We start from the raw sequence: 20,221 nt of genomic DNA, 5'->3' as shown, positions 1-20,221 counted from the left end.
CCCCCGTTCTCTCACGCCAGGCTGTCCCGCCAGGCCCGGTGCAGATCCGCGAACCGTCCCGTCGCCGCGATCAGTTCGGCCGGGCTGCCGTCCTCGACGATGCGGCCGTCCTCCATGACCAGCACACGGTGCGCGATCTCCACGGTCGACAGCCGGTGGGCGATCACGACGGCCGTGCGGCCCCGCAGCACCGTCACCATCGCCCGCTGCACGGCCCGTTCGCCGGGGATGTCCAGTGAGCTGGTCGCCTCGTCGAGGATCAGCACGGCCGGGTCGGCGAGCAATGCGCGGGCGAACGCGACGAGTTGGCGCTGACCGGCCGAGATGCGGCCGCCGCGCTTGCGTACGTCGGTGTCGTAGCCCTCGGGCAGCGCGCTGATGAAATCGTGTGCGCCGATCGCCTTGGCCGCCTGCTCGATCTCCTCCCGGGTCGCGTCGGGACGGCCGATCGCGATGTTCTCGGCGACCGTGCCGGAGAACAGGAACGCCTCCTGGGTCACCATCACGACCCCGCGCCGCAGCTCGGGCAGGGCGAGGTCGCGCAGGTCCACGCCGTCCAGCAGGACGCGGCCTTCGGAGGGGTCGTAGAAGCGGGCGAGCAGCTTCGCCAGCGTCGACTTCCCGGCGCCTGTCGCGCCGACCACCGCCACCGTCCGCCCGGCCGGCAGCGTCAGCGAGAAACGCGGCAGCACCTCGCCGCCCGTGCGGTACGCGAACCGGACGTCCTCGAAGACGACCTCGCGGCCCGGCTGCTCGCCCTCCAGCTCCGGCAGCCGCCCGGGGGTGGACGGCTCGGGTACCGACGGGGTCTGCGCCAGCAGCCCCGCGATCTTCTCCAGTGAGGCAGCCGCCGACTGATACGCGTTGAGGAACATCCCCAGCCGGTCGATCGGGTCGTACAGGCGGCGCAGGTAGAGGACCGCGGCCGCCAGCACACCCAGCGCCAGCGAGTCCTCCGCCACCCGGTACGCGCCCCACAGCACGATTCCGGCCACGGCCGTGTTGGCCACCAGCCGAGAGCCGGTGACATAGCGGGCCATCTCCAGGAGCGCGTCGCCGTTGGTCTGCGCGTGCCGCATGTTGAGGACGCGGAAGTCGGCGTCGTTGGCCTCCTCGCGACGGAACGCGCGCACCGGGCGGATGCCGTTCATCGTCTCCGCGAACTTCACGATGACCGCGGCGATCCGCGTCGACCGAAGACGGAAGATGCGGTCGGCCCGGCGCCGGTAGAGCCGCACGAGCCAGTACAGCGGCACGAGGGACGCCACCGCCACGGCGCCCAGGCCGAGGTCCAGCCACAGCAGCATCACCGAGATGTAGACGAACGACAGGATGACCGTGACCAGTTCCTGCAGGCCCTCGCTGAGCAGTTCGCGCAGCGACTCGACGTCCGTCGTGGAGCGGGAGATCAGCCGGCCCGAGGTGTAGCGCTCGTGGAAGTCGATGCTCAGTGCCTGTGCGTGGCGGAAGATCCGGCCGCGCAGATCGAGCAGCACGTCCTGGTTGACACGGGCGGAGGCGACGATGAACGCGTACTGGAGCCCGCCCGCGATCGTGGCGGACAGCAGGTAGGCGACCGCCACCGCGATCAGCGGACCGTGGTCGTCGTGCCGGAACGCCGGTACGGCGCGGTCGATGGCGTACGCCACCAGCAGCGGGCCGACCTGCACCGCGGCCTGCTGGAACAGGAGCAGCACGCAGGTCAGCACGACCCGGGCCCTGAGCGGGGCGAGCAGCGAGCGCAGCAGGGCGGCCGTGGCGCCCGGGGGCGCGGGGAGGGTGTCCTGGTCGAAGGCGTCGTCGGAACCGGCGGGCGCCTGCGCCGGCCGCCTGGCCGCTTCCTCGTTTTCTTCGTTGTCCGGCGCGGTCGTCGTGGGCGCCGTCATCGGGCCTCCTCGCTGTCCCCGCAGTCTCCGGACATCAGATGGGCGTACTCGGCGTTCGTACGCAGCAGTTCCTGGTGGGTGCCGACGGCGGTGATACTGCCGCCGGAGAGCAGGGCGACGCGGTCGGCGAGCAGGACCGTGGACGGGCGGTGCGCCACGACCAGGGCGGTCGTTCCGTCCAGCACCCGGCGCAGGGCCGCCTCGACCGCGGCCTCCGTGTGCACGTCCAGGGCCGAGAGGGGGTCGTCGAGGACGAGGAAGCGGGGGCTGCCGACGACGGCGCGGGCCAGCGCGAGCCGCTGCCGCTGGCCGCCGGACAGGCTGAGGCCCTGCTCGCCGACCTGGGTCCGCGTGCCCTGGGGGAGGGCGTGTGCGAAGTCGGCCTGAGCGATGCCGAGGGCACGCTCGAGCTCCTGCTCGCCGGCGGTGTCCGGGGCGCCCATGAGGACGTTGTCGCCGACGGTGGTGGAGAAGAGGGTGGGTTCCTCGAAGGCGACGGCCACCTCGGCACGCAGCGCTTCGCGGGACATGGCCGTGATGTCCTCGCCGTCCAACGTGATACGCCCCGACGTCACCTCGTGCAGGCGCGGGATGAGCGCGGTGAGCGTGGTCTTCCCACAGCCGGTGGCTCCGACGAGGGCCATGGTCTCGCCGGGGTGGATGTGGAGGTCGATGCGGTCGAGCACGGGAGGGGAGTCGGCGGGGGCGTCGGGGTAGCGGAACCGGACGTCGTGGAACCGCAGTCCGTCCGCTCGCGCTGTGGTGGTGCCGACCGGTGGCGGGGACCGCAACTCGGCGGCGCCGGGCGTCGCCGCCTCCGGCTCCTCGTCCATCACCTCGAAGTACCGCTCTGTCGCCGTGGCCGCCTCCTGGCTCATCGCCAACAGGAACCCGATCGAGTCCACCGGCCAGCGCAGCGCCAGCGCCGTCGACAGAAACGCCACCAGCGTCCCCGCGGACAGGTCGCCGTTCGCCACCTGAATCGTTCCCAGCACCAGCGCAGCCCCGATCGCCACCTCGGGCAGCGTGACGATGACCGCCCAGATGGACGCGAGCAGCCGCGCCTTGTGCATCTCCGTGCCGCGCAGCGTCCGCGACAGCTCGCCGAACGCCCGCGCCTGGCTGCGGTGGCGCCCGAACCCCTTGATGATCCGGATGCCGAGCACGCTCTCCTCCACCACGGTCGTCAGATCGCCCACCTGGTCCTGCGCCCGCCGCGCCACCTCCGCGTACCGCCGCTCGAAGACCGCGCACATGATCATGACCGGGATGCCCGGCCCGAGGATGACGAGTCCGAGTGTCCAGTCCTGGAGCAGCATGATGATCACGCCCGCGAGGATCGTCACGGCGTTGACCAGCAGGAACGTCAGCGGGAAAGCCAGGAACATGCGCAGCAGCATCAGATCCGTCGTCCCCCGCGACAACAGCTGCCCCGATGCCCAGCGGTCGTGGAAGGCGACCGGAAGGCGCTGCAGATGCCGGTACAGATCGGCCCGCATGTCGGCCTCGACGCGGGACAGCGGACGTGCCACCAGCCACCGCCTGATCCCGAACAGCACCGCCTCGGCGACCCCGAGCAGCAGCACGTACAGCGCGCCGAGCCACACTCCCGCCGGATCCCGGTCGGCCACCGGCCCGTCCACGAGCCACTTCAGGACGAGCGGGATGACCAGGCCGACGCACGATGCGGCGCTCGCGACGAACGCGGCGATGAACAGCCGCACCCGTACCGGCCGGACATACGGCCACAGGCGCAGCAGGGTTCGGACGGCCGAACGGTCCTTGGGCGTTACACGTTGTGTGGGCATCAGTGGGAGCCTACGGATCGGCACTGACAGTGCCCACCTAGTTTTGGCCGGACCCGGATTCGCCGTCGGTCCTACGACCTGCGCGTTCGAGGGGCCGCACGGCCTCGTCGACGGATGAGGCCGTACCTGGCCATCAACCGATCGGCCGATGCCCCGTCGAGCGCGTGGCCGATGCGCCGGACCCCGCCCGCCCGGGACGCTCGGCCCTTGACCAGCGGCCCACGACGTGGGGCACGGCCTCAGTCCGCCACCCGCAGCAGCAGTACCGCCCGCCCCGGCACCGTCACCGTCGCGCCCGCCCGGTGCACCATCCCCGGCGGCCGCGTCTGCTCCTCGCGGGAGGTGTCCACGACCAGTTCGTACCGCTGCGCCCACGGCGGACCCGGCAGTACGAAACCGGCCGGGCGGTCCCCGGCGTGCAGGACGGCCAGGAAGCTGTCGTCCACCACCGGCGCGCCCCGTGCGTCGCGGCCCGGTATGTCGCGGCCCGAGAGGTACATGCCCAGGGTCGCCGCGGGCGCGTACCAGTCGCGCTCGGTCATCTCCGCCCCGCGTGCCGTGAACCACGCCAGGTCCCTGAGGCCGTCCGCGGAATGGGCCCGGCCGGAGAAGAACGCCCGGCGGCGCAGCACCGGATGGCGGTGGCGCAGCTCGATCAGGCGCGAGGTGAGGTCGAAGAGCGCCCGCCAGCCCGGGTCCTGCAGCAGGCTCCAGTCCACCCAGCCGATCTCGTTGTCCTGGCAGTAGGCGTTGTTGTTCCCGCGCTGGGTGCGGCCCATCTCGTCGCCCGCCACCAGCATCGGTACGCCTGTCGACAGCAGCAGCGTGGTCAGCAGGTTGCGCAACTGACGGCGTCTGAGGGCCCGTACGCGCTCGTCGTCCGTCTCCCCCTCCGTGCCGCAGTTCCAGGAGCGGTTGTCGTCGGAGCCGTCGCGGTTGCCCTCGCCGTTGGCCTCGTTGTGCTTGCGTTCGTACGACACCAGGTCACGCAGGGTGAATCCGTCGTGTGCCGTCACGAAGTTGACCGACGCGTACGGTCGGCGGCCGCCCCACGCGTACAGGTCGCTGGAACCCGACAGGCGGTACCCCAGGTCGCGTACGTCCGGCAGCGCACCCCGCCAGAAGTCCCGTACGGCATTGCGGTACCGGTCGTTCCACTCCGTCCACAGGGGTGGGAACGCGCCGACCTGGTAGCCGCCCGAGCCCACGTCCCACGGTTCCGCGATCAGCTTCACCCTGCGCAGCACCGGGTCCTGGGCGATCACGGCGAGGAACGGGGACAGCATGTCGACGTCGTGCATCGACCGCGCCAGCGCCGCCGCCAGGTCGAAGCGGAAGCCGTCCACGCCCATCTCCGTCACCCAGTACCGCAGGGAGTCGGTGATCAGACGCAGGACGTGCGGCTGGACCACATGCAGCGTGTTGCCGCAGCCCGTGTAGTCCGCGTAGCGGCGGGCGTCCGACTGCAGGCGGTAATAGCCGCGGTTGTCGATGCCCTTCAGGGAGAGCACCGGGCCCAACTCGCCCGCCTCCGCCGTGTGGTTGTAGACCACGTCGAGGATGACCTCGATCCCGGCCGCGTGCAGCGCCCGTACCATCCGCTTGAACTCGCCGACCTGCTGGCCGGTCGTACCGGAGGACGCGTAGGCCGCGTGCGGGGCGAAGTAGCCGATCGAGTTGTAGCCCCAGTAGTTCTTCAGCCCCCGCCGAAGCAGATGGTCCTCGTGCGCGAACTGGTGCACCGGAAGCAGCTCCACGGCCGTCACGCCCAGCCTCACCAGGTGCTCGACGGCCGCCGGGTGCGCGAGGCCCGCGTAGGTGCCGCGCAGTTCCTCGGGGATGTCCGGGTGCAGCCGGGTGAAGCCGCGGACGTGCAACTCGTAGATCACCGAGTCCGCCCACGGCGTCTTCGGACGGTGGTCGTCCGCCCAGTCGTCGTCGTCGTGCACGACCACGCCCTTGGGGACATGCGGCGCCGAGTCCCTCTCGTCGCGCACGGTGTCCGCGACGTGCTGCTGCGGCCAGTCCCGCACATGCCCGTACACCTCCGGCGGCAGGCCGAAGTCGCCGTCGACGGCGCGCGCGTACGGGTCGAGGAGCAGTTTCGCCGGGTTCCAGCGCGCGCCGGTCCACGGGTCCCAGCGGCCGTGCACCCGGTAGCCGTACCGCTGTCCGGGCATCACGCCCGGCACGAAACCGTGCCAGATCTCGTGCGTCAGCTCGGTGAGCCGCACACGGGTCTCGCGGCTGTCGGCGCCCCGCCCGTCGAACAGGCACAGCTCCACCGCCTCCGCGCCGCCCGCCCACAGCGCGAAGTTGGTGCCCACGACCCCGTCCGGGCCCGCGCGGAAGCGCGCCCCGAGCGGTGTGGGCGCGCCCGGCCACACGGGCACGGCCGGGAGCCGACTGCCGTTCAGCACGGCAGCCGGGCGCACGGACCGTCCCTCGTCCGCCCGCTCCTCCTGCACTGCCTCCTGCTCGGCTGCGCTGGACACCTGTCAGCCTCCCGCGGCTCGGTGGGACGAGACGGAAAGAGGGCGCGCGGTGTCCCGCCCCTTCCTGGCTTGTTCGCCTCCGGGGTGCCTCAGCCGGCGCCGACGGGCCGACCGTGCGCAGCCCTTGGGGCCTCCGCGCGCTCGACCTGTCGACACCGGCGCGCCCCTGCGGCTCACGGGCGCGGCTCCCCATCGTGTCGTCCTCCCCACTGTTCTGCCCAGAGCGTGGCTCGCACTCACGTTTCCCCAGGAGGGGCCGGGTCGTTGGGATCACCGTGATGCACGTACAGACGCGCGCGCGGCGCGCAGCAGCCGCACTGGCCGCGGCACTGACCTGGGCGGGTCTGCTGGCAGGCTGCACGTCCCACGGACTCGACGACGTGATGGGCAAGCCGCCCGCGTCCGAGGACGCCATCCGTGTCACTCCCGACGACGGCAGCAAGGACGTGCGCGCCGACCGGCGGCTTCGGGTGCGGGTGTCGGACGGCCGCCTTGAGTCGGTGACCGTCGTCAGGTCCCAGGACGGGCAGGACTCCCCGGTGCCCGGGCACCTCTCCGCCGACGGGATGGTCTGGCAACCCGACCGCCCGGGTCTCGCCCTCGCCGCCAAGTACCGGGTCGACGCCGTGGCCCTCGACGGACAGGGCCGCCGCTCGGCCCGCCACACGACCTTCACCACCTTCGTCCCCGACGAGCGGTTCATCGGATACCTCACCCCGGAGAACCGATCGACGGTGGGCACCGGAATGATCGTGTCCGTGCAGTTCAACCGGGCGATCACCCACCGTGCCGCGGTCGAGCGCGCGATCCACGTGACCGCCAGGCCCGCTGTCGAGATCCGGCCGCACTGGTTCGGCAAGGACCGCGTCGACTTCCGGCCCGAGAGGTACTGGAGGCCCGGCACCCTGGTCACGGTCGGGCTGCGGCTGCGCGACGTGGAGGGCGCGCCCGGGGTGTACGGACTCCAGTACAAGAACGTCTCGTTCACCGTCGGCCGCAGCCAGGTCTCACGCGTCGACGCGGCCGCGCACACCATGCGGGTTCGCCGCGACGGACGGCTGATCGCCACCGTGCCCATCACCGCGGGCGCCGCCAAGACCACCACGTACAACGGGAAGATGGTGGTCATGGAGATGCTCCAGGTGACCCGCATGAACAGCCGCACGGTCGGTTTCGGCGGCGAGTACGACATCCCCGACGTTCCCCACGCCATGCGCCTGACCGAGTCCGGCACCTTCGTGCACGGCAACTACTGGGCCCCCGACGCCCCCGGACACGCCAACGTCAGCCACGGCTGCGTGGGCCTGAGGGATGTCAAAGGCGGCCGCTCCGACACCCCCGCGGGCTGGTTCTTCGACCGCAGTCTCGTCGGCGACGTCATCGAGGTCGTCCACAGCAAGGACAAGAAGGTCGCTGCCGACAACGGGCTCGGCGGGTGGAACATGAGCTGGAGCGAGTGGAAGTCGGGCAGCGCGGTGCGGTAGTGCGGCACAGTTGCACGCGGGGGAGCGTATCCGGCGTCCCCGATGCGCCTGCGCGCGGCCCCGGTTTGGGACTGAACAGTGACAATCGCGGGGAGTCATCGGGCCAGGGGGTGTGATTAATTTGCGCAATGCGCGCGCGGGTCGCGAGCCAGAGCCGCATGGACGCGCCAGTGACGAGAGACCGTGGGGGTCCCCCCTGCTCGAGCGAAGCCGAGGGCTTGGGGGAACGCGGAGGCCCGAAGGGCCTGGCACGGTCGGTGTCTCGCCACGAAGAAATGTCGGGGTGTGCGGGCCTCAACAGGCCGTGCGAGGGGAGAAAGAACGTGAACGGGCGACCGATACGGGGGGCGTCGGTTAGTGCGCGGAAGCGTGGACGCAGGGGGCTGCCGGCACTGATACTCGGTGCCCTCCTGCTCACCGCCACCGCGTGCGGCGGGGGAGGGAACTCCGGTGCCGGGGCGGGGGACGCGAAGCCCAAGGACTCCGCTACTGCCGGCAGCAAGCAGTCGCAGGCCGTCGTCACCATAGCCCCGAAGGACGGGGCCAAGGCCGTGGACACCAGCAGCGCCCTGAAGGTGACGGCAGCCAAGGGCAAGTTGACAGAGGTCAAGGTCGAGGACGCGAAGGGCCACGAGGTCGCCGGGAGGATAACCGGCGGGGGCGCCACCTGGACGCCCTCGACGCATCTCGCCGCGGCGACCACCTACAAGGTCCACGCGGTCGCCAAGGACTCCGCGGGGCTCACCTCCGCCGAGGAGTCCTCGTTCACCACGCTCACCCCGGAGAACACCTTCATCGGCAACTTCACGCCCGAGGACGGTTCCACCGTCGGCGTCGGTATGCCGTTCTCGATCCGTTTCACCCGGGGCATCACCCACCCGGCCGACGTCCAGAAGGCCATCACCGTCAAGACCGAGCCGGCCGTCGAGGTCCGCGGCCACTGGTTCGGCAACGACCGTCTCGACTTCCGGCCCGAGGAGTACTGGAAGGCCGGCACCAAGGTCACCGTCAACCTCAATCTCGACGGCGTCGAGGGCCGCCCCGGCGTCTACGGCAAGCAGGCCAAGACCGTGAGCTTCACCATCGGCCGCAGCCAGGTCTCCACCGTCGACGCCAAGACCCATCAGATGGTCGTCAAGCGCGACGGGAAGGTCGTCAAGACGATCCCGGTCACCACCGGCAAGCCGGGCTACGACACCTGGAACGGCCAGATGGTCATCAGCGAGCGCCTGGTCGTGACCCGGATGAACGGCGAGACCGTCGGCTACGGCGGCGAGTACGACATCAAGGACGTGCCGCACGCCGAGCGCCTGACCGACTCCGGCACCTTCATCCACGGCAACTACTGGGGTGGCGGCGCCTTCGGCAACTACAACGCGAGCCACGGCTGTGTCGGCCTGCGCGACGTGCGCGGCGGCTACGACAAGTCGGTGCCCGCCGCCTGGTTCTACAACAACTCGATGATCGGTGACGTCGTCATCGTGAAGAACTCCCACGACAAGACGGTCGCCCCCGACAACGGGCTCAACGGCTGGAACATGTCCTGGGACGAGTGGATCAAGTAAGCCCGATCCGGTGACCCGGGCCCGGTGTGCCGCTGTGAGCGAGCACACCGGGCCCGTCGTCGTTAGTGCCCGTTAACCTTCCTGCATGACTGTGCATCTCGAAGTCGCCGAGGGCGTGGGCACTCTCCGCCTGGACCGCCCGCCCATGAACGCGCTGGACGTCGCCACCCAGGACCGGCTCAAGGAACTCGCCGAGGAGATCACGCGCCGCGAGGACGTGCGCGCCGTGGTCGTCCACGGCGGGGAGAAGGTGTTCGCGGCGGGCGCGGACATCAAGGAGATGCAGGGCATGGACCACGCTGCGATGGTCCTGCGCTCCCGCGCCCTGCAGGAATCCTTCACCGCCGTCGCCCGCATCCCCAAGCCGGTCGTCGCCGCCGTCACCGGGTACGCCCTGGGCGGGGGCTGCGAGCTGGCGCTGTGCGCGGACTACCGCATCGCCGCCGAGAACGCGAAGCTGGGCCAGCCGGAGATCCTGCTCGGCCTGATCCCCGGCGCCGGCGGCACCCAGCGCCTCGCGCGCCTGATCGGCCCGTCCAGGGCCAAGGACCTGATCTTCACGGGCCGGATGGTGAAGGCGGACGAGGCGCTGACGCTGGGCCTTGTCGACCGGGTGGTGCCGGCTGACGAGGTGTACTCCGAGGCGTACACCTGGGCTGCCAAGTTGGCCCAGGGCCCGGCGATCGCGCTGCGCGCCGCCAAGGAGGCCGTCGACACGGGTCTGGAGACGGACATCGAGACCGGTCTCGCGGTGGAACGGACCTGGTTCGCGGGCCTGTTCGCGACCGAGGACCGCGAGCGCGGGATGCGCAGCTTCGTGGAAGAGGGGCCGGGCAAGGCGAAGTTCGTCTAGCTCTCCCGTCACCGTCCGTGCAGGGGTGCGGACTTCACTGCCTGACGTGAGAGTTGTTCAGGAAATTACCCTGATCCACTTGCAGTTGACGCGACGTCTCACCCGTGTCCCTCGATGGAGGGGTTTATCGCAGCCTTAAGGCAACCTTAAGGCTGTTATGTCGAAGGCGCGTGGCGATTGCCCCCAACCGGCCTGTTTTCACAGGTCAGTTGGGGTGCAACCGGCTCCGAATTGCAGCTGGCATATGCCTATCGAATCGTGTGGAAAGTGTGCTTCCGGGGGGCGTGTTCCGCCGTAACGCCACCGGACGGCGCGCTGGACGGCCATCATGGGTGCATGGCGGGGCTGGAGGGTATGGAACAGCCGCAGCGGCACGGGAGTGCGACCGCGGCGCGCTGGTCGCCTGCGGTCGAGGATGAACGGGCGCTCAGGGCACTGGAGTTGTTCGGAAACCCCACGGAGGCGGAGGTGCCGCTGCCGTCCCGGCCCGAATCCGCGGCCACCGCACGTCGGCTCGCCCAGGTCGTGATTCTGCGTCACTGGGGACTCACCCCGAGAACGACGGAGGACGCGGTTCTGCTCGTCTCCGAACTCGTCGGCAACGCGGTGCGGCACACGGGCGCGCGCATCTTCGGTTTACGCATGCGGCGACGCCGGGGCTGGATCCGTATCGAGGTCCGCGATCCCTCGCGCGGACTGCCCTGTCTGATGCCGGTGCAGGAACTGGACCTGAGCGGGCGCGGACTCTTCCTCGTGGACAAGCTCGCCGACCGCTGGGGCGTCGACCTGCTGCCGCGCGGCAAGACGACCTGGTTCGAGATGCGCGTCGCCGAGCGCTGACCGCGCGCCGCGCCCACCTGTCGTCTGCGACAGGTGCGACGAAGGGGCGTGCGGGCGGTTCGGGTGAGTGTGTGTCCGCGCGACCCGCCCCTCCCGCCATCGCCCCAATCGCCGGAATTCACACCACCTCGCCCTTAAATGGGAAGGGTGACCACGCCCGTTCCCCCCTCCCCACCGGACCGTGAGACGGGCACCGCGCCTACGGTGCCCGACCGCCGCGCGGCGCTGCGCGCGGGCACGGGACTCGCCGCAGCCGGTGCGCTCGCCGCCGCCTGTTCTCCGGGCGTCGGCACCGTCCACCGGCCCCCCCCGTCCCGCGCCACCGCCACCCCCAGCGCTCCGATCGCCCCACCCCTGCCCCGCGGATACCCGCAGCAGCCCGGTCAGATCGCCCACGGTCCGCGCAACCGCCCCCGAGTGGCACTCACCTTCCACGGCCAGGGCGACCCGCGCTTCGCCCGATCGATCCTCGACACGGCGGAGAAGGCGGGCGCCAAGATCACCGTGCTCGCGGTCGGCACCTGGCTCGACGAACAACCCGACATCGCCCGGCGCATCCTCGACGGCGGGCACGACCTCGGCAACCACACCCTGCGCCACCTCGGCATCAACACCATGTCCGAGACCGACGCGTACGCCGAGATCCAGGGGTGCGCCGACCGGCTGCGGCGCCTGACCGGATCCATCGGCACCTGGTTCCGGCCCTCCCGCGCCCCGCGGGCGACCGCGCTGGTCGAACGGCTGGCCCGGCTCAGCGGCTACCCGCACGTCCTGTCGTACGACGTCGACTCGCTCGACTACACCTCACCAGGCGCCTCCGCCATCACCCGCAAGGTGGCCGACGAGGCCCGCAACGGGTCCGTGGTGAGCCTGCATTTCGGATACGCGGACACGGCCACCGCCTTTCCCGCCCTCCTTCACGAACTCGACCGCCGCGGCCTGAGCGCGGTGACCACCACGGAGCTGCTGAGCTGATGCACCCCATGACCATCACGCGCGTACTGATCGCCGGCGCCGCGCTCGCCGCGCTCGCCGGATGCAGCAGTGGGTCCTCCCACCGCAAGGACGAGACCCTCCCTTCCAAGGGCCCCGCCAAACCCGCACAGCAGCAGATGACCGTCCGGACCCTGCCGGGCATGCCGCCCGTGCTCGACCCGAAGGACATCTACTCGGCCGACCGTCCGAACCAGCTCTCGTCGGTGGTCAAGGACTTCCCGTCCCGCATCTACGTCCCCAACACCAACTCCAACACCGTCTCCGTCATCGACCCCGGCACGTACGAGGTCATCAAGACGATCCCGGTCGGCCGCCAGCCCCAGCACGTCGTGCCGTCCTGGGACCTGAAGACGCTGTGGGTCAACAACGACCTGGGCAACTCCCTGACCCCCATCGATCCGAGGACCGGTGAGGCGGGCAAGCCGGTCGCCGTGCACGACCCGTACAACCTGTACTTCACGCCGAACGGCAAGTACGCGGTGGTGATGGCCTCCAAGGACCGCCAACTGGTCTTCCGCGACGCGCACTCCATGAAGGTGGCGAAGGCCGTGCCGGTCAGCTGCTACGGCGTCAACCACGCCGACTTCTCGCAGGACGGCCGCTACTTCATCGTCTCCTGCGAGTTCAGCGGCGAACTGCTCAAGGTCGACACCGAGAAGATGAAGGTGATCGGCCGGCAGAAGCTGCCGGTCCACGGGGCCATGCCGCAGGACGTGAAGGTCTCCCCGGACGGCAAGACGTTCTACATCGCCGACATGGTCGCCGACGGGCTGTGGATCCTGAACGGCGACACCTTCGGCCGGCCGTCCTTCCTGCGCACCGGCAAGGGCGCGCACGGCCTCTACGTCAGCCGCGACTCCCGCGAGATGTACGTCTCCAACCGGGGCGAGGGCACCATCTCCGTCTTCGACTTCAAGACCAACCGGCTGACCAGGAAGTGGCACCTGCCGGGCGGCGGCAGCCCCGACATGGGCGGCGTGTCGACGGACGGCACGGTTCTGTGGCTCTCCGGCCGCTACAACTCCGAGGTGTACGCGATCGACACCCGCACCGGTCGGCAACTCGCCCGCATCAAGGTGGGCAGTGGCCCGCACGGTCTCGCTGTCTACCCGCAGCCCGGCCGCTACTCGCTGGGGCACACGGGTGTCTTCCGGTGAGCCGGTCGGCGACGAGCAGCGCCTCCGACCCCACCGGACGGTAACCGGCCGCCTGGAACGCCCGCAGACTGCGGGCGTTCCCCGCCGACACCTGGGCCCACACCGGTTCGCCCCCGCTCAGCCGCCGCGCAGCCGAGACGAGCGCACGCCCCAGCCCTCGGTGCCGTGCGTCCGCGTCCACCTCGACGGCGACCTCGAGGCGCCCCGCGACCCCGCGCCCCAGCACGAGCACACCGCCCTGCGTGGCCCACACCCGCACGTCGTCCCGCTGCTTTTGGGAACGGACGACCCGCGGATGGCCGGGGTCGTGGATCTCCTCCAGCGGGAGCGGCGGCTCGCCCGGCAGCGGAGAGCCGACCACGAGCACGTCGATCGTGTCGGTCCTGCGCCCCGTCCGCTCCATGAAGGCGGTGAGGAACCGCGCGTTCATCGTGGCCGCCAGCATGTCGCAGTCGGTGCGCTCCAGCGTCTCGCGCACCCAGTCCGGGTCCTCGTCCGTGAACACGACGGAGTGCGCGGTGAAGGCGATGACCCCCGCGTCGCGGGGTGAGTGCTGGCGTACGACCGTGGTGCCGCCGTCCGGCGGAGGGAAGACGCTCCGTGCCGCCGCGTCCAGAATGTCCCGCAGACTGTCGGACATGAGTCCGTCTCCTCCGGCTTGAGTCTCCACCCACTGGAAGGCCCAGACTCGCAGACATGATCGAGAACGGCACCGGCCTTTTCACCATCGGCGAACTGTCCCGGGCCACCGGACTGACCGTCCGCACCATCCGCTACTGGTCGGACGAGGGTGCCCTGCCCCCGGTGACCCGCTCCTCGGGCGGCTACCGGCTGTACGACGCCCGGTCCGTGGCCCGGCTCGAACTGATCCGCACCTTGCGCGAACTGGGCCTCGGCCTGGACGACGTCCGCAGGGTGCTGGCCGGCGAGACGACCGTCGCCGAGGTGGCGGCCACCCATGTGGCGGCCCTGGACGCGCAGATCCGTGCGCTGAAGGTGACCCGGGCGGTGCTGTCGACCGTGGCACGACGCGGTTCGACCGCAGAGGAGATGACCCTGATGAACAAACTGGCACGGCTTTCGGCGGCCGAGCGCAAACGGATCCTGGAGGAGTTCGTGGAGGAGATGCTCCAGGGGCTCGACACCGTCGATCCGGAGATCCGGGAGCGGATGCGGCACACGGCGGTGGACCTGCCCGAGGACCCGACGCCCGAGCAGGTCGACGCCTGGGTGGAGCTGGCCGAGATGTTGCAGGAACCGGAGTTCCGGGCCCGGATGCGGAAGGCGGCCGAGCTCAACGCCGCCGACCGGGGGCCCGACGTTCCCGCCGGAGCGTCCATGTGGTTCGTGAAGCGTCTCGTCGAGCTGGTGGAGGCGGCGCGGGGGCGCGGTATCGCGCCCGAGGCGCCCGAGGCCGACGCCGTGCTGCGCGACCTGCTCGGCGACGCCGAGCCGGCCGCCGTGCTGGAACGCATGGAGACGGCCTTCGACGACCGGGTCGCCCGCTACCGCGAACTGCTGTCCGTCGCGAACGGCCGTCCCGCGCCGCCGCACAGGGAGGAGTTCGCCTGGGTGGTCGCCGCACTGAGGGCGCGGACGGGCCGTTAATCTGACCTCCGTCAGTAGGACGGCCGTACGACGGCAAAGGCACCAAGAAGGGGCGGATCGGTGGCGGACATCGAGGAAGCACGCAAGCAGTTCCAGCGGATCGATGCGGACGGTGACGGATTCATCACCGCCGCCGAGTTCAAGTCCGCCCTGGCCCAGGGGGGCGACTGGAACGTCACCGAGGCGGTCGCCGAGACCGTCATCAGCGCCCGTGACCTCAACGGCGACAAGGTCCTGTCGTTCGACGAGTTCTGGACGTACCTGAACAAGTGAGCCGATGACGAGGGGGCGCCCGCCCGGCAAGGGGCGGGCGCCCCCTCGTCATGGAAGAAGCCGTCAGTCGTGCGGTGCAAACCAGGAATAACCCGGACGATATCGGGGTTGGTGCTGCCCGCAAACGCTGTACAAGGACACCGACCCCCGGAAGGGCGAGGCCAGTCATGAAGATCGGCATCATCGGCGCGGGCAACATCGGCGGCAACCTCACCAGGCGGCTCACCGCCCTCGGCCACGACGTCTCCGTCGCCAACTCCCGCGGCCCGCACACTCTCACCGCGCTCGCGCAGGAGACGGGCGCGACCCCCGTCACGGTCGAGGAGGCGGCCCGTGGCGCCGAGGTGGTCGTGGTCACGATCCCGGTGAAGGCGGTGCCGAACCTGCCGTCCGGTGTGCTGGGCGGCGCGGCGGACGGTGTCGCCGTGATCGACACCGGCAACTACTACCCGAGGGAACGGGACGGAAGGATCGCGGGCATCGAGGACGAGGGGCTCACCGAGAGCCGCTGGACCGAGCGGCAGATCGGTCACTCCGTGATCAAGGCCTTCAACGGTACGTACGCCCAGGACATCCTGGAGCGCCCCCGCCCGGCCGGTGACCCGGACCGCATGGCACTTCCGGTCGCGGGTGACGACGAGGCGGCCAAGCGCCGTGTGAGGGCGCTCATCGACGAACTCGGCTTCGACACGGTCGACACCGGCGGCATCGACGACTCCTGGCGCCAGCAGCCCGGCACCCCGGTGTACGGCCTGCGGGCCGGCGTCGACGGGGTCACCAAGGCGCTGGCGGAGGCGTCGCCCGAGCGCACACCCGAGTTCCGCGGCTAGGACCTGTCCGACCGTTCCCGCCGGGCCCGACGCGAACGGTCGGACAGGCCCTGGCTCAGACGATATCCAGGGGCCGGTGCGGCCCGACCGGCAGCTCGACCTTCACGTCGTCTCCGGGCCGCACCACGCCGCCGCTGACCACCACGCCCATAATCCCGGACTTGAAGCGCACCCTTCCGCCGGCGTCCCGCCCGACGACCTGTTTCATGAGGCCCTTGCGGAAGCCGTCGATCTGCGCACACGGATTCCGCAGCCCGGTGACCTCCACCACGGCCTCGTCGCCGAGCCGCAGCAGCGTGCCGACCGGCAGCCCCAGCAGATCCACGCCCCGGGTGGTGATGTTCTCCCCGAGCTGTCCCGCGGCGACCTCGAACCCGGCCTCTCGCAGTGCGTCGAACAACTCCTCGTGCATGAGGTGAACCTGGCGCAGATTCGGCTGCGAGGGATCCTTCTCCATCCGGAACCGGTGTTTCACGGTCGTCCCCGCATGGACGTCCCCCTCCACCCCGAACCCGGCGACCAGTGTGACGCTCTCCCGGATGGGCTTGCTGAACGAGTACGTCCCGTTGCGGCTGACCGCGGCAACCGTCCCACCCATGGCGAAGCTCCCCTCTCCCACGGCTCCCGTCGAACCGCAGGTCAGAGCCTAGACGGTGCCTCCGTCCCGCCACAGGCTGCGCTCGCTCACCCTCCGGCCCACTGCTGCAGCGCGGCCTTGCTGGTGAAGTCGGCGACATTCTTGTCGACGGGGTCGGAGGTGTACTGGTGGAAGCGCCACGCCGCCTGGATGCGGGGCTTGCCCGCGGTGACGTAGTCGGCGATCCAGAGGCCGTCTCCCGCGTACGACGTGGTGTCGACGGTCAGCCAGAAGTGCCGGCTCGCGTACAGGAGAACGCGGTTGTGCGGCCGGAGTTCCTTGACCTTGCGGATGAAGCCGTCCTTCTCGGCGTTGCTCGCGTGCGTGCCGTCGCCGGTCGTCTCCCAGTCCACGGCCAGCAGGTCGCCCGCCTTCTCCGGGGCCTTGCTCACGAAGTACTCGGCCTGGGCCGTGATGTTGCCGGGCCACAGGAAGTGGTAGAAGCCGACCACGCAGCCGGCGTCCCGTGCGGTCTTCGTCTGGGCGGTGAGTCTCGGGTTCACATACGAACGCCCCTCCGTCGCCTTGATGAAGACGAAGGAGACGCCGTCCGTGTCGTACGCCGACGACTGGTACGCGCTGACGTCGATGCCGTGCAGCATGGGGCTCCCTGAAGTGCTCGTGGGGGCAGGGAATAATGCCTGATTCACCTTGGCAAGGGTGATATGCCCGATACGTTGGAAGTTCAGCCCTTGTCAGCCACCGAATTGAGGACCGAAGCCGACTTCGCCGCCAGTCCGAGGTGATCACGCCGGCATGGTCCCCGACAAGCAGCGGCTGGCCGCGCGAGAACCCCTTCCCATGCCCAACCACCGTGAGAAAAACGGCCGTTGAGCCCCCTCAGCCTTCCATGCGGACCGCAGATCCCGGTGCATGGCGCGAGGTGCGCACGGTCGGCGTCAGTCGCCCGGACGCCCACCCGGACAGCAGGCAGGCGACCAGGAATTCCACTTCGCCGCGATGAACCTGCGATGCCAGGCCAACAGGGTCCGGGAGTAAGCGCGAAGGCCTCCTGCGCGTGCGGGCCTGCGGCGGTCAGCGGGACGCGGGGAAGCCCAGGTCCACACCGGCCACCGTCTCGGCCGGGTCCGGCCAGCGGCTCGTGACGACCTTGCCGCGCGTGTAGAAGTGCACGGCTTCGCTGCCGTACATGCGGTGGTCGCCGAAGGCCGAATCCTTCCAGCCACCGAACGAGTGGTAGCCCACCGGCACCGGCATCGGCACGTTCACGCCGACCATGCCGGCTTCGACCTCCAGTTGGAACCGGCGGGCCGCGCCGCCGTCCCGGGTGAAGATCGAGCTGGCGTTGCCGTACGGGGAGCCGTTGATGATGTGCATGGCCTCCTCGTAGGTCTCCGCGCGGAGCACGCACAGGACGGGGCCGAAGATCTCGTTCCGGTAGGCGTCCGAGTCCGTGCTGACCTTGTCGAGGAGCGAGACACCCATCCAGTGCCCGTTCTCCAGGCCCTCGACGGTGAAGCCCCTGCCGTCGAGCACCACGTCGGCTCCCTGGGCGGCCGCGCCCGCGACGTAGTCCGCGACCTCGTCGCGGTGCGCCTTGGTGATGAGCGGGCCCATCTCGGACGTCGGGTCGTTGCCCGGGCCGATCTTGAGCTTTGTGGCCCGCTCGGCGATCCGGGACACCAGCGCGTCGCCCGCCGAGCCGACCGCGACCACCACGGAGACAGTATGGCGGTTCCTCGATATGTGCCATGCGCCCCTCGCATCAGGACATGATCGACGATGCTGACCCGACCCCACATACGTTTGGGGCATGAATTCCTCCGTGTCCGCCCGTCCTTTGAGGCCTACGGCAAACAGGAAGGCACGTCCGCCGTTCGGCCCCAGCTGGTTCGCGGCCGTGATGGGCACTGCCATCGTCGCCAACGCGGCGGTCACCCTGCCACGGAGCTTCCACGGACTGCGGACTGCCGCCACAGTGGTCTGGCTGGGCGCCGTGCTACTGCTGATCCTGCTGGCTGTCGGTTACCTCCGGCAGCGGGCGCTGAGGTTGCACGCCGGTGATCCGGTGATGGCCCAGTTCTTCGGCGCGCCGCCGATGGCGCTGCTCACGGTGGGCTCCGGGGCGCTGCTGCTCGGCCGGCGGCTGATCGGGCTTGAGGCGGCGCTGGACGTGGACTGGGTGCTGTGGTCGCTCGGTACCGTGCTTGGTCTTGTCACGGCCTGCACAGTGCCTTACCTGATGGTCACTCGGCACCGCTTCGCGCCGGACGCGGCGTTCGGCGGCTGGCTGATGCCGGTGGTGCCGCCGATGGTCTCCGCGGCGACGGGCGCGCTGCTTGTCCCCTACACACCGGCCGGGCAGCTGCGGCTCGCCCTGCTACTGGGCTGCTATTACTGGGCTGCTATGCGATGCTCGGGCTCGGCCTCGTCGCAACGCTGCTGGTGCTGGCAATGATCTACGGCCGCCTGGTGCACCATGAGGCTCCCGCTGGAACGGTGGTGCCTACGGTGTGGATCGGGGCGGGGGCGTTGGGCCAGTCAGTGACGCGCTCGGTGCGCTGGCCGCGGTAGCGCCGAGCGCGCTGCCCGCGCCCTACGCGCGAGGCACCGCGGTGTTCGCTCTGCTGGGCGGGATTGTGGTGTGGGGCTTCGCCATGCTGTGGCTGGTGCTGGCCACGGGGCTGACTGTACGGACGATCCGGGCCGGACTGCCTTTCGCGCCCACCTGGTGGTCTTTCATCTTCCCGGTCGGCGCCTGCGTGACCGCCACCGGCACCCTCGCGGCACGGACCGGCTCGGATGTGTTCGTCTGGACGGCCGTCGTGTTCTACGCGCTGCTCATTGCCGCCTGGGTGGTGGTGGCCGGCCACTCCCTACGCCACGCCACCAGGCATGTGCGCCGCCGGCCCCTCGCTGGGCACGCGCGCCGGCGGCCTGTCGAGCCGGACCCGCGGCTTGGCGTGGCAACCGTGCTCAGTGGCACCGTCCGCGCCACCACTGACGGCCGTCCGATCCCCGAGGCTCGCGTCACCCTCCTCGACCCGGCGGGAGACGTAGTCGGCGTCACACTCACCGCCGAGGACGGCTCCTACGCCTTCACCGATCTCGAAGGCGACCGCTACACCCTCGTAGCTGCGGGTACCCGGCCCAGGCAACGGCCCTCACCCTCGACGGCACCGGCCGTGGCGCCTTCGATCTGACGCTGGCACACGACGAGAGCTGAACAACTCGTCTGCCTGGTGGGCCTGCTCCACGCGTTCGGAGCGGGCACAGCGCAGTTGGTCGCGGTAGAAATCGCCCAGACAGGCGCGGTGCTGGGGCAGGCGGCGCGGCCGCGCGGCTGCCGAGGCCGAGCGGCCTTCCGGCAGCCGCGCGTGATGTCACGTCAGGTGCGAATCTCGTCCATTGCGCAACACTGCGAGTCGGGCCATTTGCTCACCCATGCCGCGCGTTCCGGCCAGAGGCGTGCGGGCGTGCGGCCAGATGGTGCGGACGAGGCTGACGTGTCGTGCGCCGCCGAGGGCAACGACGGGCTCGAGGTGCACGATTTCGCGCAGAGTTGCCTGCTCCAGGAGATCTCGGGCTGTTATGGCCTCGGCTGCACCATGGGGTGTGTCGTACGGCTCGATGACGTCGTCGAGGTCGAGCAGGCCGTGGCGTGCGGAGAGGATGAGTAGCCGGTCAGGCCGCAGTGCATCAGCCGCTTTGCGGCACGCACGGTGATAGGAGCTGACCATCCCCTCGTAGCGTGGAGCCCGTGATTGCAGGGGAAGTTGGGATTCATGGGGTCCAAGAAGAAGCCGCCGTACGACGCCGAGTTCCGTG

General features: G+C 70.3%; 18 protein-coding genes and 2 pseudogenes. 12 read left to right on the top strand and 8 right to left on the bottom strand.

Going from position 1 to position 20,221, the window contains the following annotated elements; genetic code table 11:
• Positions 1 to 11: 11 nt before the first annotated feature.
• The 3 genes from ACZ3TS_RS37665 to glgX form a co-directional block, all read right to left on the bottom strand.
• The gene (locus tag ACZ3TS_RS37665; protein ID WP_467626478.1) at positions 12 to 1,886 is read right to left on the bottom strand and encodes an ABC transporter ATP-binding protein; all 1,875 of its coding nucleotides are present in this window, start codon (positions 1,884 to 1,886) and stop codon (positions 12 to 14) included.
• Positions 1,883 to 3,694 carry an ABC transporter ATP-binding protein gene (locus tag ACZ3TS_RS37660; protein ID WP_467626476.1) on the bottom strand — a complete coding sequence of 604 codons (1,812 nt, stop codon included), beginning with the start codon at positions 3,692 to 3,694 and terminating at the stop codon, positions 1,883 to 1,885. The genes ACZ3TS_RS37665 and ACZ3TS_RS37660 overlap by 4 nt, the downstream gene beginning before the upstream one ends.
• Positions 3,695 to 3,933: 239 nt before the next feature.
• Positions 3,934 to 6,189 (bottom strand): glycogen debranching protein GlgX, encoded by a 2,256-nt coding sequence (gene glgX, locus ACZ3TS_RS37655; protein WP_467626474.1) that lies wholly within the window; start codon positions 6,187 to 6,189, stop codon positions 3,934 to 3,936.
• 278 nt (positions 6,190 to 6,467) lie between these two features.
• On the opposite strand from glgX, the gene ACZ3TS_RS37650 reads away from it, so the two are divergent.
• The 6 genes from ACZ3TS_RS37650 (at position 6,468) to ACZ3TS_RS37625 (ending at position 13,084) form a co-directional block, all read left to right on the top strand.
• Positions 6,468 to 7,673, top strand: coding sequence for a L,D-transpeptidase (locus ACZ3TS_RS37650; RefSeq protein ID WP_467626473.1), 1,206 nt, complete (start codon positions 6,468 to 6,470; stop codon positions 7,671 to 7,673).
• A 323-nt stretch (positions 7,674 to 7,996) separates the two neighbouring features.
• Positions 7,997 to 9,238 (top strand): L,D-transpeptidase, encoded by a 1,242-nt coding sequence (locus ACZ3TS_RS37645; protein ID WP_467626472.1) that lies wholly within the window; start codon positions 7,997 to 7,999, stop codon positions 9,236 to 9,238.
• An 85-nt stretch (positions 9,239 to 9,323) separates the two neighbouring features.
• Complete coding sequence (locus ACZ3TS_RS37640; RefSeq protein WP_467626471.1) at positions 9,324 to 10,091, top strand: enoyl-CoA hydratase/isomerase family protein; 768 nt, start codon at positions 9,324 to 9,326, stop codon at positions 10,089 to 10,091.
• 336 nt (positions 10,092 to 10,427) lie between these two features.
• A complete protein-coding gene (locus ACZ3TS_RS37635; RefSeq protein ID WP_467626469.1) occupies positions 10,428 to 10,931 on the top strand; it encodes an ATP-binding protein in 504 nt (167 codons plus the stop codon).
• A gap of 138 nt (positions 10,932 to 11,069) precedes the next feature.
• A complete protein-coding gene (locus ACZ3TS_RS37630) occupies positions 11,070 to 11,906 on the top strand; it encodes a polysaccharide deacetylase family protein (protein ID WP_467626468.1) in 837 nt (278 codons plus the stop codon).
• Positions 11,906 to 13,084, top strand: coding sequence for a YVTN family beta-propeller repeat protein (locus ACZ3TS_RS37625; protein WP_467626467.1), 1,179 nt, complete (start codon positions 11,906 to 11,908; stop codon positions 13,082 to 13,084). Before ACZ3TS_RS37630 ends, ACZ3TS_RS37625 begins: the two co-directional genes overlap by 1 nt.
• Here ACZ3TS_RS37625 and ACZ3TS_RS37620 read toward each other — a convergent pair.
• Complete coding sequence (locus ACZ3TS_RS37620) at positions 12,999 to 13,724, bottom strand: GNAT family N-acetyltransferase (RefSeq protein WP_467626465.1); 726 nt, start codon at positions 13,722 to 13,724, stop codon at positions 12,999 to 13,001. The two genes, ACZ3TS_RS37625 and ACZ3TS_RS37620, sit on opposite strands and share 86 nt — an antisense overlap.
• A 56-nt stretch (positions 13,725 to 13,780) precedes the next feature.
• Between ACZ3TS_RS37620 and ACZ3TS_RS37615 the strand changes: the two genes are divergently transcribed.
• Genes ACZ3TS_RS37615 through ACZ3TS_RS37605 form a run of 3 tightly spaced genes read left to right on the top strand, consistent with a single transcriptional unit; the run spans position 13,781 to position 15,795 of the window.
• Positions 13,781 to 14,692 (top strand): helix-turn-helix domain-containing protein, encoded by a 912-nt coding sequence (locus ACZ3TS_RS37615; RefSeq protein WP_467626464.1) that lies wholly within the window; start codon positions 13,781 to 13,783, stop codon positions 14,690 to 14,692.
• Positions 14,693 to 14,752: 60 nt separating this feature from the next.
• Positions 14,753 to 14,965: an EF-hand domain-containing protein gene (locus tag ACZ3TS_RS37610; RefSeq protein WP_467626462.1), complete on the top strand. Its 213-nt coding sequence runs from the start codon at positions 14,753 to 14,755 to the stop codon at positions 14,963 to 14,965.
• 50 nt (positions 14,966 to 15,015) lie between these two features.
• The gene (locus ACZ3TS_RS37605; protein ID WP_467626461.1) at positions 15,016 to 15,795 is read left to right on the top strand and encodes an NADPH-dependent F420 reductase; all 780 of its coding nucleotides are present in this window, start codon (positions 15,016 to 15,018) and stop codon (positions 15,793 to 15,795) included.
• A gap of 55 nt (positions 15,796 to 15,850) precedes the next feature.
• On the opposite strand, the gene ACZ3TS_RS37600 is transcribed toward ACZ3TS_RS37605, so the two are convergent.
• The 3 genes and pseudogenes from ACZ3TS_RS37600 to ACZ3TS_RS37590 all read right to left on the bottom strand — a co-directional run.
• A complete protein-coding gene (locus tag ACZ3TS_RS37600; RefSeq protein ID WP_467626460.1) occupies positions 15,851 to 16,393 on the bottom strand; it encodes an MOSC domain-containing protein in 543 nt (180 codons plus the stop codon).
• An 86-nt stretch (positions 16,394 to 16,479) separates the two neighbouring features.
• Positions 16,480 to 17,034 (bottom strand): glycoside hydrolase family 25 protein, encoded by a 555-nt coding sequence (locus ACZ3TS_RS37595; RefSeq protein WP_467626458.1) that lies wholly within the window; start codon positions 17,032 to 17,034, stop codon positions 16,480 to 16,482.
• A gap of 433 nt (positions 17,035 to 17,467) precedes the next feature.
• Positions 17,468 to 18,118: pseudogene (locus tag ACZ3TS_RS37590) on the bottom strand (aldehyde dehydrogenase family protein); the annotation flags it as partial.
• A 178-nt stretch (positions 18,119 to 18,296) separates the two neighbouring features.
• Between ACZ3TS_RS37590 and ACZ3TS_RS37585 the strand changes: the two are divergent.
• From ACZ3TS_RS37585 to ACZ3TS_RS37575, 3 genes and pseudogenes are all read left to right on the top strand, one after another.
• Positions 18,297 to 18,851 (top strand): SLAC1 family transporter, encoded by a 555-nt coding sequence (locus ACZ3TS_RS37585; RefSeq protein ID WP_467626456.1) that lies wholly within the window; start codon positions 18,297 to 18,299, stop codon positions 18,849 to 18,851.
• Positions 18,806 to 19,203, top strand: a pseudogene (locus ACZ3TS_RS37580) (SLAC1 family transporter); the annotation flags it as partial. The gene ACZ3TS_RS37585 and the pseudogene ACZ3TS_RS37580, both read left to right, overlap by 46 nt.
• Complete coding sequence (locus ACZ3TS_RS37575) at positions 19,198 to 19,596, top strand: MSCRAMM family protein (protein ID WP_467626492.1); 399 nt, start codon at positions 19,198 to 19,200, stop codon at positions 19,594 to 19,596. The pseudogene ACZ3TS_RS37580 and the gene ACZ3TS_RS37575, both read left to right, overlap by 6 nt.
• A gap of 180 nt (positions 19,597 to 19,776) precedes the next feature.
• On the opposite strand, the gene ACZ3TS_RS37570 is transcribed toward ACZ3TS_RS37575, so the two are convergent.
• Positions 19,777 to 20,221: DUF6884 domain-containing protein (locus ACZ3TS_RS37570; protein ID WP_467626455.1), on the bottom strand; the 445-nt coding region annotated here is incomplete at its 5' end.

The sequence above is a fragment of the Streptomyces sp. NPDC022910 genome, assembly GCF_055561075.1.
Note: the sequence above shows the minus strand (reverse complement) of the source record. Positions and strands in the feature narration are given on the sequence as shown.

What these genes read in the sequence shown, in the direction of transcription:
- ACZ3TS_RS37665 (WP_467626478.1), bottom strand. Translation starts at nt 1,886, where the DNA reads ATGACGGCGCCCACGACGACCGCGCCGGACAACGAAGAAAACGAGGAA.
- ACZ3TS_RS37660 (WP_467626476.1), bottom strand. Translation starts at nt 3,694, where the DNA reads ATGCCCACACAACGTGTAACGCCCAAGGACCGTTCGGCCGTCCGAACC.
- ACZ3TS_RS37650 (WP_467626473.1), top strand. Translation starts at nt 6,468, where the DNA reads ATGCACGTACAGACGCGCGCGCGGCGCGCAGCAGCCGCACTGGCCGCG.
- ACZ3TS_RS37640 (WP_467626471.1), top strand. Translation starts at nt 9,324, where the DNA reads ATGACTGTGCATCTCGAAGTCGCCGAGGGCGTGGGCACTCTCCGCCTG.
- ACZ3TS_RS37635 (WP_467626469.1), top strand. Translation starts at nt 10,428, where the DNA reads ATGGCGGGGCTGGAGGGTATGGAACAGCCGCAGCGGCACGGGAGTGCG.
- ACZ3TS_RS37630 (WP_467626468.1), top strand. Translation starts at nt 11,070, where the DNA reads ATGGGAAGGGTGACCACGCCCGTTCCCCCCTCCCCACCGGACCGTGAG.
- ACZ3TS_RS37625 (WP_467626467.1), top strand. Translation starts at nt 11,906, where the DNA reads ATGCACCCCATGACCATCACGCGCGTACTGATCGCCGGCGCCGCGCTC.
- ACZ3TS_RS37620 (WP_467626465.1), bottom strand. Translation starts at nt 13,724, where the DNA reads ATGTCCGACAGTCTGCGGGACATTCTGGACGCGGCGGCACGGAGCGTC.
- ACZ3TS_RS37615 (WP_467626464.1), top strand. Translation starts at nt 13,781, where the DNA reads ATGATCGAGAACGGCACCGGCCTTTTCACCATCGGCGAACTGTCCCGG.
- ACZ3TS_RS37605 (WP_467626461.1), top strand. Translation starts at nt 15,016, where the DNA reads ATGGAAGAAGCCGTCAGTCGTGCGGTGCAAACCAGGAATAACCCGGAC.
- ACZ3TS_RS37600 (WP_467626460.1), bottom strand. Translation starts at nt 16,393, where the DNA reads ATGGGTGGGACGGTTGCCGCGGTCAGCCGCAACGGGACGTACTCGTTC.
- ACZ3TS_RS37595 (WP_467626458.1), bottom strand. Translation starts at nt 17,034, where the DNA reads ATGCTGCACGGCATCGACGTCAGCGCGTACCAGTCGTCGGCGTACGAC.
- ACZ3TS_RS37585 (WP_467626456.1), top strand. Translation starts at nt 18,297, where the DNA reads ATGGGCACTGCCATCGTCGCCAACGCGGCGGTCACCCTGCCACGGAGC.